Source organism: Microbacterium sp. DT81.1, from assembly GCF_049844955.1.
GTDB lineage: Bacteria > Actinomycetota > Actinomycetes > Actinomycetales > Microbacteriaceae > Microbacterium.
Genome location: NZ_JBNCMA010000002.1, coordinates 532,030 through 546,063, shown reverse-complemented (window position 1 = coordinate 546,063; position 14,034 = coordinate 532,030). Strand labels below are relative to the sequence as shown.

Genomic DNA, 14,034 nt, shown 5'->3' with positions numbered 1-14,034 from the left:
GGTGTTCCTCGTCGTCGCAGGGCGGGTCAGGAGAGAAGGGTGCCGAGTTCGGCCGCCAGGGCGACCGCCCGGGGGTCCCCGCCGCCCGGCCACGGCCCTCGCGCGATCGTCCAGGCGAACGCGACGCCGGTGTCGGGGTCGACGCACGCGAGCGCCCCCATGGCTCCGTCGTGACCGAAGGCGCGGGGGCCGCCGAAGGCGAGCGAGGGGGTCGGCTTCTGGAACACGATCGCGTGCGCGCGGTCGGGCTGCCCGAGCACCTCGTCGTACCCGCGGACCTGCTGCTGCCCGATCGCGAAGACGGTGTCGGCCGACAGGAATGGTGCAGCGCCATCGACCCCGGTGACGGCGGCGGCCATGAGTCGCGCGAGTCCCCGGGCCGTGCCCGCACCCGATACTGCGGGATGGCCGAATCGCCAGCTGACCTCGTCGTTCGCGAGATCCACCGCGGGTCCCGGCGCGGCGAACACGATCGGCCCGAGCAGCGATGTGTACAGAGGCGATGCGTCGGCCACCGGCCGGATCATGGGGAGCGTCGGCGCCCTGCGGACGTCCTGCGCCGGCGGCAGGCCGAGGAAGAAGTCGATGTCGTGGGGCGCGCGGATCTCGGCCTCGTAGTATTCCTGCAGGGTGCGGCCGGTGACGCGGAAGATGAGCTCGGAAGCGAGGTTGCCGATCGTGATGCCGTGGTACCCGAAGGCGGAGCCCGGGTGCCAGAAAGGGGGCGATGCGGCGAGTCGCTCCGCGGCGACGTGCTGATCGAGAAGTTCGGCGGCGGAGAGCGCCGGCGTCGCCTGCGGAAGGCCTGCCTGGTGCGACAGCAGCTGGCGGACGGTGACGTGGCCCTTGCCGTATCGGGCGAACTCCGGCCAGTGATGCGCGACGCGCTCATCGAGGTCGAGCTCGCCCATCTGGGCGAGGAGCCCGATGGACAGCCCGATCGTGTTCTTCGTGACCGAGTACGGCACCGTGACGGAGTCCGCAGACAGGTGCGGTCCGCCCCATGCGTCCAGCACCACCACCCCGCCGTGGATGGCAGCCACCTGGAACGACAGATCGGGGTCCTGAGCGAGGAAGCCGTCGAGTCGATCAACGATCTCACCGAGCCGCCTGTCGGCGCTGCCGCGCAGTCGCGCGCCGAGTTCCGGCTCGCTCACGCGTCGACCGTCCACTCGGTGCGCAGCGGCAGCTCGGCGACCGACGGACCGACCCGCAGCGCGTAGGCGCCTGGCTCGACGGTCCACTCCCCCGTCCAGTGTGCAAGGCGCCGGGCCGGAACGGGAACCGAGACCGAGACCGTCTCCCCCGCATCCGCTCGCACGACGGCGAACCCGACGAGCCAGCGCTCCGGGCGCTCCACGGCGGAGTCGGGACGCTCGGCGTAGACCTGCACGACCTGCTTGCCGGCCCGGCGGCCCGTGTTCGTCACCGTGACGGTGACGGCGTAGCCATCGGCATCCGCCTCGATCGCGTCCCAGGTCCAGTCGGTGTAGCCGAGGCCATGGCCGAACGGGAACGCGGGAGCGGCACCCGCACGCAGCCAGGCGCGGTAGCCGATATGGATGCCCTCGTCATAGATGAGCGCGCCGTCCTGAGGCGTCACGTCGAGCACGGGCACATCGGCGAGCGCCGCCGGCCACGTCGTCGGCAGGCGGCCACCGGGCTCGGCGTCGCCGGTCAGGATGTCGCCGATGGCGTGCCCGAACTCCTGGCCGCCGAAGTAGCCCAGCACGATGGCCGCGACATCCTCGGCCCACGGCAGCACCACCGGCGACCCGGCGTTGACGATCACGACCGTGCGGGGATTGGCCGCAACGACCGCTCGCACAAGGTCGTCCTGACGACCCGGCAGGTCGAGGTTCTCGCGGTCGTAGCCCTCCGACTCGACCTTCGAGTTGGTGCCGACCACGACGACCGCAACATCGGCGGCGGCGGCCGCTCCGGCGGCGCGCGCGATCAGGCCGTCGGGGTCCGAGTCATCCGGCGCGATGCCGACGGTCGCGCTGAAGACGCCGGTGAGCGGGGAGTCGACGTCGCCGAGAAGGAACTCGGCCCGCACGTCGAGAGCCTGGCCCGCGCTGACCTCGACGGCCGCCGTAAGCGACGGCGGGTTCAGGAACGCCGCCCCGAGGTCCGTCCCCGTGACGACGGGCTGGTCGTCGACGACGAGCTCACCGTCGACGAACAGGCGGCCGTGGCTCGCGCCGGCGAAGCCGAGGAGCACGCGACCCGACTCCTCGGGCGTGTAGGTGGTGTGCAGCACGATCCTCTCGGCGGAGCCCACCGGCGCGTCGCCGCCGAACCACACCAGGGCGGTCGATCGGCGGTCCTCCGTGAAGAGCTCGGCCCCCCCTGCATCCAGGAACGTCGCCGTCAGACCAGGCTCTCCGGTGCGCGGATTCGTGATGTGCTCGAGCGGCAGGGCGGCGACACCGTCCTGCACCACCGCACCGAGCTCGTAGGTCACGCTCGCGTGCGGCACCGCGGCACGGATGGCATCGAGCGGCGAGACGACGCGCTCCGGGAGAACGGTCGCGCTGCCACCTCCCTGGGTGCGCGCCTCACGGGCGTTGTGACCGATGACGGCGATGCTCGAGACGGGGCTCGCCACGCCCAGCGGCAGGAGGCCGTCGTTGCTCAGCAGCACCGAGCCCTCGATGGCGGCCTCACGGGCGAGCGCCACTCCATCGATCACCGCCACGGGAGCGGGGCCGCCGTCGCCGAGGGCGCCCACGCGCTCGGCGAGCAGCAGCAGCCGCAGCACCTTGCGATCCAGGTCCGCCTCGTTCAGGCGCCCGTCGCGCACCGCCTCGGCGAGGTCGGCCCACGCCGGCGCGGGGCCCGGCATGGCGAGGTCCTGCGCGGCCGGCACGGAGGCGAGGCTGCGCACGGCCGTCCAGTCCGAGACGACGACGCCGTCGAAGCCCCACTCCGAGTTGAGCGGATCCTCGAGCAGGTCGTTCTCGGTCATCGTGACACCGTCGACCGCGTTGTACGCCGACATCAGCGCCCAGGCGCCGGCCTCGACCGCGCGCTCGAACGGGACGAGGTAGAGCTCCCGCAGGGCGCGCTCCCCCGGTCGCACGTCGACCGTGAACCGGTCGGTCTCGGAGTCGTTCGCGACGTAGTGCTTGGGAGTCGCGGCGACGCCGTTGTCCTGCAGTCCCCCGACGTAGGCGGCGGCGAGCCCGGCGCTCAGCTCCGGGTCTTCGCTGAAGCACTCGAAGTGCCGGCCGCCGAGCGGCGAGCGGTGCAGGTTGATCGTCGGGCCGAGCACGACGTCGACATCCTTGCGACGGGCCTCGGATGCCGCTGCCGCGCCGTAGCGGTACGCCAGGTCGGCATCCCACGAGGCGCCGAGGGCCGAACCGGACGGGAGGTTGAGCGAGGGCTCCCGCTCGTCCCACCGCGGGCCGCGAACGCCAGCCGGTCCATCGGAGAGGGTCATCGCACGGAGCCCGATCTTGGGCAGCGGGACCGTGGTCCAGAAGTCGGCACCCTGCACGAGGGCGGCCTTCTCGTCGAGCGTGAGCTGCTCGAGCAGGGGCAGCAGGTGCTGGATGGCGGGGGGCTGGATGGACGTGGCCGGCGTCGTCATGCCGCCTCTCCTTCGTTCAGAACGGCCGCCTGCTCGTCGAGCAGTCGACGCCGCGCAGCGCGGCGTTCGGCCTGGTGGTCGGGGTTGGGAACCGGCGCGGCGAGGAAGAGCCGCTGGGTGTAGGGGTGCTCGGGGCGGGCGGTGACCTGGTCACCCTCTCCGGTCTCGACGAGTTCGCCGCGGTACATCACCGCGACACGGTGACTGATGTGGCGCACCACGGCCAGGTCGTGGGAGATGAAGAGATAGGCGACGCCGGTGCGCTCCTGGATCTCGATGAACAGGTCGAGCACGCGCGCCTGGGTCGACAGGTCGAGCGCGGAGACCGGCTCGTCGCAGACGATGAGCTTCGGATCGAGGGCGAGTGCACGGGCGATCGCGACGCGCTGGCGCTGCCCGCCGGAGAACTCGCGCGGCAGCCGGCCGGCGGCGTTGGCGGGGAGCCCGACACTGTCGAGCAGGTCCTGCACCCTGGTGCGGGCGGTCTTGCCGGACACGCCGCGGGCGGTGAGCGGTTCTGCGAGGATCTGCTCGATTGTCAGCGACGGGTTCAGCGACGAGTACGGGTCCTGAAAGACGACCTGGATCTCAGAGCTGAGCGCGCGCCGCTCGCGGCGGTGCAGGTGGCTGATGTTCTTGTCGTCGTAGGTGATCGTCCCGCCGGTCACCGGCGCCAGTCCCAGAACGGCGCGTCCGAGCGTCGTCTTGCCCGAGCCCGATTCGCCGACCAGTCCCACGGTCTCACCCGGCCGGATGTCGAGCGAGACGCCCTTCAGTGCCTGGAACGGCTTCGCCCGGAATCCCTTGCCCGGGTAGGCGACTTCGAGGTCCTTGACGTCGAGCAGCGTGCTCATGAGCGTCCTCCTTCGATGCGGGTGGTACCGCCGGCGGTGACCAGCGGCGGCCGTGCGGGACCCTCGTCGAGGATCGCGTCCAGCAGCGACTGGGTGTACGGGTGCGATGGGCTGCCGAGAATGGTGCGGGCAGGACCCTGCTCCACGAACCGCCCCTGCTGCATGACGCTGACGCGGTCGCAGAGGTCGGCGACGACACCGAAGTTGTGCGTCACCAGGAGCATCGCCATGTGGCGCTCGCGCTGAAGGTCGCGCAGCAGGTCGAGGACCTCGGCCTGCACCGTCACATCCAGAGCCGTGGTCGGCTCGTCCGCGATGATCAGGTCGGGGTCGGTCGAGACGGCGCCCGCGATCAGCACGCGCTGCGCCATGCCGCCGGAGACCTCGAAGGGGTACGCGTCGAACGTGCGCTTCGGATTCGGGATGCCGACCCGGTCGAGCAGTGCGAGAGACTTCTCGGTCGCCTCCTTCGTGCTGAGCCCGAGGTTGCGCCGCAGCGGCTCGACAAGCTGGTACCCGATCCGGAACGAGGGGTCGAGATTCGACATCGGCTCCTGCGGGATGTAGCCGATGCGCTTACCGCGAATGCCCGCGAACGCGCTCTCCGAGGCATCCGCGAGCTGCGTGCCCTCGTAGTCGATCGACCCGCCCGACACGTGTCCGCCGCGGGGCAGCAGGCCGAGCACCGCGAACGCCGTCTGGGTCTTGCCGGAGCCTGATTCACCGATGAGGCCGTGGATCTCGCCCTTGCGCACCTGCAGCGACACTCCGTGCACGACCTCGATGTCCTCGCCGCCCTGCTGCTGATAGGCGACGCGGAGGTCGGTGATGGTCAGGACGGGCTCGTGCAGGTTCCGCGCCGTGCTCGCATCGTCGGGGTGGACGATCGTCTCCGTGATCATCGGAAGCTCCATCGAGTCCTCGATGGGCGCGGCATCCCCGCCACCGGTCGAGATCGACGTCGTGACGGCGGCCATCGAACCCGTCGCGGTCGTGACCGCGCGGCGACGCCGACGGCGGACCGAGATGGTGCGCTCGAGCACGTCCCGCATCGCATTGGCGAGCAGCGTCAGCGCGATGCACGTGGTGGCGATCGCGAGCGAGGGCCACACCATGAGCAGCGGCGCCCGGTAGATGTTCGCGAAGCCGTCGTTGAGCATCGAGCCCCACGTCGGGACCGTCATGTCACCGAGACCGAGGAATTCCAGGCCCGACTGGATGCCGATCGCGATGCCCGCGATGATCGCCGTCTGGATGATGATCGGCGCGCGCACGACCGACAGGATGTGCCGGCCGATGATGCGCATGTCGCTGAGCCCGGAGACGCGCGCGGCGTCGACATACAATTCGCTGCGAACGCCGACGACGGCCGCGTATACGAGCCGGTAGTAGGCGGTCGAGAGCAGGATGCCGAAGATGAACATCGCCGCCCACACCGACGGCCCGAGCACGGCACGCGCCGCGATCAGGACCACGATGCCCGGCAGCGCCATGACCAGCGAGGTGACCCAGGAGGCGACGCCGTCGAACCAGCCGCGGAAGTAGCCCGCGATGAGGCCCGCGATGACGCCGATCAGGAGCGCCGTCACGGCCGCGAGAGCCGCGGCGGCCAGCGTCACGGAGGTGGCGACGATCAGTCGCGAGAGCACGTCGCGGCCCGCGCTGTCGTTTCCGAGGGGATACTCGGCGCTCGGCGGCGCGAGCACGAGCTGGATCGAGGCGGCGTTGGGGTCGTGCGGTGCGATGAGCGGTCCGATGATAGCGATGAGCACGACGAAGGCCAGGTAAAGCAGTGCGATGAGCCCGACCGGCTTGCGCACGAGCCGGCGGAACAGCGAGGTCCTGACGTGCGGGACCGGGATCGCGGGGGGAACTTCGATGGCGGTCATGACAGTCGCACCTTCGGGTTGAGCGCAGCCTGCGCGAGGTCGATCAGGAGATTGACGATGAGCACGATCACGGCGAAGGCCATGACGAGGCCCATGACCACGGGGACGTCGCCTTGGAGCCCCGCTTGCACTGTCAGCTGTCCCATGCCGGGAAGGGCGAACACCTGCTCTACGATCACGGCGCCGCCGAGGAGGCCGATGAACTGCACGGCGAGGATCGCGAGGGCGGGTCCGCCCGCGTTTCGCAGCACGTGCTTGTAGACGACGCTGCTCATCGGCAGCCCGCGGCTGCGGAGGGTGCGCACGTAGTCCCGCGACAGCGCGTCGAGCATCGAGCCGCGGATCTGCTGGGTGACGGCGGCGATGGCACCCACCGCGAGAGCAGCGATCGGGAGTGTCACGGACGACAGCCAGCCGGTGAACGATTCCGTTATGGGTATGTAGCCGGTCGCCTTGAACCAGCCGAGATTGATGGCGAAGATCAGCACGAGGTAGAGGGCGATGAGGAAGCCCGGGATCGCGAAGCCGAGCACCGAGATGAACTGGACTCCGCCGTCGATCCAACCGCCTCGTCGGGCGGCGAGGACGCCGAGCAGAACGGCGAGGACGGCCGAGACGACGGTCGTCCCGATGACGAGCGAGAGGGTGACCGCGACGCGGCCGGAGAGGCTGACGGTCACGAGCTGACCGTTGAACCACGACCGTCCGAGGTCGCCCGTGAGGGCGCTGGTCAGCCAGTCCCAGTATTGGACGACGATGGGCCGGTCCAGGCCCAGCTCTTGAGCCTTCTGCTGCACGAGCTCGGGGGTGGCGTTCTGGCCGAGGATCCGTCGGGCGATGTTCGCGCTGTCCAGATACAGCAGGCCGAACGCGAGGACGGAGATCACGAAGAGGAGGACGACGCCGGCGAGGATGCGCCTGATGATGAACGTGAGCATGCTTTGCTCCTGGGTCTGAGAGAAGAGGATCCGGCCCGCCCGCTCGGGGGACGGGCGGGCCGGAAGGCCGCTACTGCTTCGGCTCGAAGTCGTAGATGGCCGGGTAGGCGTTCGTCGGAAGCATCTCGACGGTCGTGTCGGCATCCGTCGCGAAGCTGCCCTGGACCCGGTAGAACGGCGCGAACCAGGCCTGCTCGACGATGTAGCGGTTCAGCTCCTTGGCCACCGACGCCTGGGTGGCCTCGTCGCCGTACTGGATCTGCTGCATGTAGTCGTTGACCTGCGGGTCCTCGTAGTGGAACGGGTTGAACACGGCCTGGGGCGCGATCATGAACTGGATGAGCTGCCAGTCCGGGTTCTGCTCGAGGGCCATGAACGACGACGCGTACTTCGGTGCCAGCAGGTCGGCGATGAAGTTGTTCGGCGCGACCTCGACGTTCTCCACCGTGATCCCGACATCGGCCAGCTGCTGCTGGATGAGCGTGTAGGTGGCGGCGCCGAGCGCGGAGACCGAAGGCATCTGCAGCGTCAGACCGTCCTCGTAGCCGGCCTCAGCGAGCAGCTCCTTGGCCTTGTCGGGGTCGTAGGTGTAGTACTCGTCCAACTCGGGGTCGTAGGCGTCGCTCGTCGTCGGGAACACCTGCGTCGTGACGGTGCCGTGGTCGGTCTGCAGCGCCGTGAGGAGCCCCGCGCGGTCGAATGCGTAGTTGATGGCCTGGCGCACCTTGACATCGGCGAGCTCGGGCTGCGTCGTGCCGGCCCGGTCGAGCAGCAGCAGACCCTGGAAGTCGAGCTCGTTGGCGTTGACCGTCCAGCCGGCCCCCTCCACCTCGGCCAGGTTGTCGTTCGTCGCCAGTTTCATGCCGTTCGCCTCGCCGGCTTTGAGGGCGTTCAGCGCCGCGGTGTTGTCGGCGAAGACGTTGATGGTGAGGCCGTCGTAGTGCTGGACGTCGGGGTTCCAGTAGTCCTCGTTCCTCGTGTACACGTAGCTCGTGCCCGTGACGGTCGCCGCGGTGTCGAGAACGTACGGGCCGGAGCCGACGGGGTTCGTCGCGACATCGGCGCTGTCGAGCGAGGCCTCGGCGCCGACGAGACCGGGGTCGCGCGTCAGGTAGTTGAGGAACGCGGGGTCGGGTGCGCTCAGGGTGATGATGACGGTCTGGTCGTCGGGGGCTTCCATGCTGGCGACGCCCGCGAGGTAACCGGCATCCGGGGAGGTGCCCTCCTTGAAGCGCTGCAGGTTCTTGATGACGACGTCGGCGGTGAGAGCGGAATCGTCGGTGAAGGTGACGTCGTCACGGAGCGTGAGGGTCAGGACGGTGTTGTCCTCGTTGTAGGACCACTCGGTCGCGAGCCACGGCTCGATGGTTCCCTCGGGCGTGGCCAGGAGCAGCGTGTCGAAGACCGCCTGGTAGTACGGTGCGCGGTTGCCCCACTCGGCGCCCGCGGGGTCGAACGTCGCCGGCGCGAAGATCGCGCCCAGGGTGAGCGATTCGCCACCCTCTCCACTGCCGCCTGTGGAGCCTCCACCGGCGCAGCCCGTCGCAACGAGAGCGGTGGTGACGGCGATGGCCGCTGCTGCCGCGGCACTCTTCCATCGGATCATCTTCGAAGTCCTCTTGGTAGGGGCGATCCCACTGTGGATCGCCGGTGATTGAAGACGATAACACCAAACCCGAGCATGCACTAGGTTTTTGGGATAAATTTCTAGTGGCCGCTCGCTTTTTGTTTCTGGAAGGTCCAGACTGGGCGTTCAGGGGCGATGATCGGCTCTGGACGGGGGCCGACGCCGCCCGACGATACGGTGGAGACGATGACCGATACGACCGCACCTCCGCGGACGCGCAAGCCCCGTGGGGAGTACGCCAAGACCAGCGCGAAGCGCACGGCGATCCTGGATGCCGCCCTCGAGGTGTTCGCCGAGTCCGGGTACCGATCCGGCTCGCTTCGGGACGTCGCAGTGCGCGTCGGCATGAGCGAAGCCGGGCTCCTGCACCACTTTCCGAGCAAGGTGAAGCTCCTCGAAGCCGTGCTCGACCGCCGCGACGATCTCTCTCGAGGGATGGTCGACGTCGACGCGCCTGACGGGGCGGCGGCCCTTCGGGGCCTCGTCGATCTCGCTCGGCACAACGCGTCGGTACCCGGCGTGGTCGAGTTGTTCTGCATCCTGTCGGCGGAGGCGACGTCGCCGGATCATCCCGCTCACGAGTACTTCTCCCGCAGATACGTCTTCACGCGAGGCATGGTGCAGACGGCCCTCGAGAAACTGGGGCGAGACGGCCGCCTCGCCGAGGGGGTCGATCCCGCCCGCGCCGCGGTCGCGGCGATAGCCCTGTGGGACGGTCTGCAGGTGCAGTGGCTCCTGGATCGCACGGTCGTCGACATGTCGGACGAGCTGCGCCGCTTCTTCTCCGGCTTCGTCGACATGGACTTCGAGACCGCGGCCGATCAGGCCCCGGTCGAAACCGCCGAGTCCACGAATGCGACTCCGGAGCCCACCGACGCCACCCCGGACCGCACGGACGCGTAACACTCGGTCTGTCGGGAATGCTTCGCGGCGGAGCACGTTGGGCTCCGACATGACAACAGTGGGAATCATCGGGGCAGGACACATCGGCACGGCGCTCGCGCGGGGGCTCGTCGATCAGGGGTACGACGTCGTGATCAGCAACTCCCGCGGGCCAGACACTCTGGACGACCTCGTCGCGAGGCTGGGTTCGAAGGCGCGGGCCGCGACGCCCGCCGAGGCCGCGGCGGCCGGCGACTGGGCCATCGTGACGGTCCCGCTCAAGGCGCTCGGCGAGGTCCCGGTCGACGAGCTGGCCGGCAAGATCGTGCTCGACACGAACAACTACTACTGGGAGCGCGATGGTCGCATCGCCGAGCTCGACGAGAAGAATACGACGACCTCGGAGCTGGTGCAGCGCCACCTTCCGGAGTCCAAGGTCGCCAAGGCGTTCAACCACATCCTCGCCGCCGACATCCTCACCAGCGGCGCCCCGGCCGGCACGCCTGGACGCCGCGCCCTCGCCACCGCGAGCGATGCCCCGGACGCGGCCGAACTCGCGACCGCCGTCTACGACGGATTCGGCTTCGACACGGTGAACGTCGGGGCGCTGCACGACAGCTGGCGCGTGGAGCGCGACCAGCCGGCGTATGTCGTCCGGCAGGATGCCGCGGAGCTCGAAGCCAACCTGGCCCGCGCCACCCGCTGACCGGGAGTGGCAGGATCGGGTCATGGGTTCCTGGGACGCGGATGAGCTGCGCGCGATCGGCGACGCGGAAGAACTCGAGATCGCCTCGGAGCGGCGCGACGGCACGATGCGACCGTTCGCGACCATCTGGCACGTCGCGGTGGCGGGTCAGCTCTATGTCCGCTCGGCATACGGGCCCGAGAACGGGTGGTTCCGCCGAGCGGCCGCCAGCGGCACCGGCCGGATCCGCGCGGGCGGTGTCGAGCGGGACGTCGTCTTCGACGTCCCGCCGGGCATCGATCACCGGGAATTGGATGAAGCATACCGACGGAAGTATGCGAACCAGCCACCGCAGTATGTGGCTCCGGTGGTCGGCGACATCGCCGCGACCGCGACCCTCCGGGTGAACCCCCGCTAGAACACCGCGAAGGGACGCGATCTGCGGCTTAGGAAGCCCCGAACGCGCAGATCGCGTCCTTTCAGCGGTCATGGTCGTGACCCGGCACCGTGAGCGCGAGCCAGCGAACCCGAAGGGACGCGATCTGCCGCTTCGGCGGCCCCGAAGCCGCAGATCGCGTCCCTTCAGCGACGAGGGTCTGCGCCTGTGAGTTCGCGGGTGCGGCGGTTCGCCGCGTGGAGCTGGTCGGCGGCGTCGGTGACCCGCACGAGCCACTCGTCGAGGCGGTCGCGCTCGTCCCGGTGCGCCTCCACGCTCCGGACATTCGCCCGTACATTGACGCGCGCGCTGCCGAGGGCCGCGGAGAGCGCCTCGCCCGCCACTTCGAGATCCGCTCGCAGCGATGTGTTCCCGATCTCGAAGAGCAGCGCGAGCTCGTCCACGAGCTCCGCGGCGATCCGCCCGAGCGCGACGGAAGAGTCCGCCCCCGCCACCGCCGCTTGGCGCACGCGGTCGTCTCGCCCCGGGTCGTCCGAGGGGCGCAGCGCCGCACCCAGCTCCGCCGACACCACGCCGTCGGCCTCGGCCGCCTCGAGCGCGCGGACGCGCAGGGCGGCTACCCGGTCCGCGCACGCGCCGGCATCCGGAGAATCGCGGGTGTACTCCGCCACCATGTGCAGCAGCGCGGCGCTGATCGCCGCCAGGACGCCGCAGGCCGCGCCGCCGCCGGGCGCTCCTCGCGGCTGGGCGAGCTTGTCCAGCCACGATGACAGCGGGATCGACACGGGAACGTCCGCGTCCGGAACGTTCGTCTGCGGCGCCTTCGGATCGGCGTCCCCACCGTTGGAGTTCACGGCCGCTACCCCAGCAGCTCCGGGCGCTTCCACTCGGCGCCGTTGATATGCTGATCGAGGAATGCGAACACGGTCTGGTACCAGACCACCGCGTGCTGGGGCTTCAGCACCCAGTGGTTCTCGTCGGGGAAGTACAGGAAACGGTGCACCGTGGTGCCGTCGGGTTGGGCGTGATGCTCCGCGAGCTCGGACCACAGCCGCAGGCTCTCGCCGATCGGCACCCGATAGTCACGGTCTCCGTGGATGACCAGCAGGGGCGTGCGGATGTCGCTCACGTGCCCGTGCGGTGAGTGCTCGACCATGGCCTCCGGCGTGAAGATGCGCTGCCAGTACTCCGAGCTGTCGGTCGTGCCGCTGAACTGGTCGAGCGCCCAGAGGCTGGCATGGGTCACGATGGCGCGGAACCGGTCGGTGTGCCCGGCCACCCAGTTGGCCATGTAGCCCCCGAACGAACCGCCCATCGCCGCGGTGCGTGTTTCGTCGATGTCGGCCCGCTCGATGACGGCATCGGTGATCGAGAGCAGGTCCGTGTAGGGCTTCGCTCCCCAGCTGTTCCACCCTCGGGCGATGAAGTTCAGCCCGTACCCGGTGGACAGCGCCGGGTCGGGGAGCAGCACGGCATAGCCCCGGGCCACCGCGAGCAATGGCGCCCAGCGCCAGCTCCAGGCGTTCCAGCTGTTCAGGGGTCCGCCGTGGATCCAGAGCAGCAGCGGAGCCGGCGCGGCATCCGATGCCCCCTCCGGCAGCAGCAGCCAGCCGCGAACACGAGCCCCGTCATCCGCGGTCGTCTCGACCTCAGTGATGGTTCCCGGCGTCGCGGGGGCGGCGGCCGGCGTTGCGAGTGGCGTGACGACGCCGTCGCGCGCGACGCGCACCGGATGCGGCGGAACGACCCACGACGAACGCAGCGCGACGACATCCCCGCTCGAACGGTCGACGTGCACGTGGGTGTAGGTGAAGTCGTCGTCGGTGAGCTGCTGGGCGGCGCCTCCGTCGAGCGGGAGGCGGAAGATCGGCCCGCGGCCGTTCTGATCGGCGGTGGCGATCAGGGCCGAGTTCACCGCGTCGAAGCGCAGGTCGTTCGCCCACCGGTCCCAGTCCGCCGCGATGCGCCGGGCGCCGGAGCCGTCGACGCCGGCTACCCAGACCTCGACGTCGGTCGGCCCCGCGGGGGTGCTCTTGGCCACGCGCCGGAAAGCGATCCGAGATCCGTCGGAACTCACCGCGGGCGACTCGAAGTCCACGTCGGGTTCATCGAACAGCGTCACCCGGTCGCCGGTCGTGGTGTCGATCGAGACGAGCGCCTGTCGCCCGGCGCGCTGCTCGCTCAGCCGGAGGGACGCGATCAGGATGCCGCCATCCGGGCTCAGCGCGACGCCGGCGTGATCGGCCGAACGGCCGGGCCTCGGCGTGAGATCGCGCGGACGCGGAAGGGTCTCGGGGTACGGCGCGCCGGCTTCGCCGCCCTTCTCCGGGGCTTCGTCCGGCGCCTTCTCGTCGGATTCCTCGACCACCGCGGCGATGGTGTCGACGAGCTCGTCCAGGTCGAGCGCGAGCAGATGCGGCTGCGCCGGCCCGAGGTCGTGGTCCCAGAACCGCACGGGATAGCCCTCGTGCAGGATCGCGGACACCTTCTTCTTCTTCCGAAGCGCGCGCAGCGCCGCCTCGGCCTCGAGCGAACCGGCACCCCCGTCGGCACCGCCCGCACCGGCACCGCCCGTACCGGCACCCCCCTCATCCGCACCGGGCAGCAGCTCGGCATCGAGCACGATCCGTTCGCTCTCCAGCGCGGTCGCGGCGATGCCGGACACTCCCCCGGCCAGCCGGGTCACGGGGCGACCCTCGCCGCCGGCCGCCGGAAGCAGCCAGAGCTGGCCCGATTCGTCGTCCTCGTCGGCCTCGGCATCCGGTCTCGCCGACACGAAGAGGATGTCGCCGGCCGGCGTGAACGCCGCTCCGCTCTCGCCCTTCGCGGAGCGGGTGAGCCTCGTCGGACGGCCGGATCCGTCGGAGGGCACCGACCACAGCGAGCGCTCGTAGGCGGTGCCGTCCTTCTTGAGCGTGGCGACCGTCAGGACGACGCGGGCTCCGTCGGGCGAGAGGGCGAGCGCCTCGATGCGCGGCAGGGCGACGAAGCTGTCGAGGGAGGAGAAGGGCGTGGAGACCATTCGTCCACGCTAGCCCGGCGACCGGCGCAGCTGCAGTCCCGGACCCGGCGGATCGTGCATTCTGGGTGAAGCCCGGGTTCAGGGGATCCAATACTCTGAGGGCACCTCGCCGTCCATCTTCGGAGCGGACGAACCCCTCCGA

Annotated in this window: 11 protein-coding genes; 3 read left to right on the top strand and 8 right to left on the bottom strand. The window is 70.0% G+C overall.

All coding sequences use genetic code 11. The features are described 5' to 3' along the window. Positions 1–26 precede the first annotated feature (26 nt). From ACLQ2Q_RS07815 to ACLQ2Q_RS07790, 6 genes are all read right to left on the bottom strand, one after another. Positions 27–1,157: a serine hydrolase domain-containing protein gene (locus tag ACLQ2Q_RS07815; protein WP_425819680.1), complete on the bottom strand. Its 1,131-nt coding sequence runs from the start codon at positions 1,155–1,157 to the stop codon at positions 27–29. Then, positions 1,154–3,598 carry a glycoside hydrolase family 3 protein gene (locus tag ACLQ2Q_RS07810; protein ID WP_425819678.1) on the bottom strand — a complete coding sequence of 815 codons (2,445 nt, stop codon included), beginning with the start codon at positions 3,596–3,598 and terminating at the stop codon, positions 1,154–1,156. Before ACLQ2Q_RS07810 ends, ACLQ2Q_RS07815 begins: the two co-directional genes overlap by 4 nt. Beyond that, a complete protein-coding gene (locus tag ACLQ2Q_RS07805) occupies positions 3,595–4,452 on the bottom strand; it encodes an ATP-binding cassette domain-containing protein (protein WP_425819676.1) in 858 nt (285 codons plus the stop codon). The genes ACLQ2Q_RS07810 and ACLQ2Q_RS07805 overlap by 4 nt, the downstream gene beginning before the upstream one ends. Next, positions 4,449–6,341, bottom strand: a complete 1,893-nt coding sequence (locus ACLQ2Q_RS07800; protein WP_425819674.1) for a dipeptide/oligopeptide/nickel ABC transporter permease/ATP-binding protein — start codon at positions 6,339–6,341, stop codon at positions 4,449–4,451. Before ACLQ2Q_RS07800 ends, ACLQ2Q_RS07805 begins: the two co-directional genes overlap by 4 nt. After that, entirely contained in the window at positions 6,338–7,279 is a 942-nt protein-coding gene (locus ACLQ2Q_RS07795; protein WP_425819672.1) for an ABC transporter permease, read from the bottom strand. Before ACLQ2Q_RS07795 ends, ACLQ2Q_RS07800 begins: the two co-directional genes overlap by 4 nt. Positions 7,280–7,349: 70 nt before the next feature. After that, the gene (locus tag ACLQ2Q_RS07790) at positions 7,350–8,885 is read right to left on the bottom strand and encodes an ABC transporter substrate-binding protein (RefSeq protein ID WP_425819670.1); all 1,536 of its coding nucleotides are present in this window, start codon (positions 8,883–8,885) and stop codon (positions 7,350–7,352) included. 207 nt (positions 8,886–9,092) lie between these two features. Between ACLQ2Q_RS07790 and ACLQ2Q_RS07785 the strand changes: the two genes are divergently transcribed. From ACLQ2Q_RS07785 to ACLQ2Q_RS07775, 3 genes are read left to right on the top strand one after another with little or no spacing between them, the layout of a single operon-like run. Beyond that, the gene (locus ACLQ2Q_RS07785; protein WP_425819668.1) at positions 9,093–9,809 is read left to right on the top strand and encodes a TetR/AcrR family transcriptional regulator; all 717 of its coding nucleotides are present in this window, start codon (positions 9,093–9,095) and stop codon (positions 9,807–9,809) included. Positions 9,810–9,858: 49 nt separating this feature from the next. Further along, positions 9,859–10,494, top strand: a complete 636-nt coding sequence (locus ACLQ2Q_RS07780) for an NADPH-dependent F420 reductase (RefSeq protein WP_425819666.1) — start codon at positions 9,859–9,861, stop codon at positions 10,492–10,494. Positions 10,495–10,516: 22 nt separating this feature from the next. Further along, entirely contained in the window at positions 10,517–10,891 is a 375-nt protein-coding gene (locus tag ACLQ2Q_RS07775) for a DUF2255 family protein (protein ID WP_425819664.1), read from the top strand. Positions 10,892–11,055: 164 nt separating this feature from the next. Here the strand turns inward: ACLQ2Q_RS07775 and ACLQ2Q_RS07770 are convergent, their stop codons facing one another. Together ACLQ2Q_RS07770 and ACLQ2Q_RS07765 are read right to left on the bottom strand one after the other, a co-directional pair. Next, positions 11,056–11,724, bottom strand: a complete 669-nt coding sequence (locus ACLQ2Q_RS07770; protein WP_425819662.1) for a cyclodeaminase/cyclohydrolase family protein — start codon at positions 11,722–11,724, stop codon at positions 11,056–11,058. 5 nt (positions 11,725–11,729) lie between these two features. Continuing rightward, the gene (locus ACLQ2Q_RS07765; RefSeq protein WP_425819660.1) at positions 11,730–13,892 is read right to left on the bottom strand and encodes a S9 family peptidase; all 2,163 of its coding nucleotides are present in this window, start codon (positions 13,890–13,892) and stop codon (positions 11,730–11,732) included. Positions 13,893–14,034 lie beyond the last annotated feature (142 nt).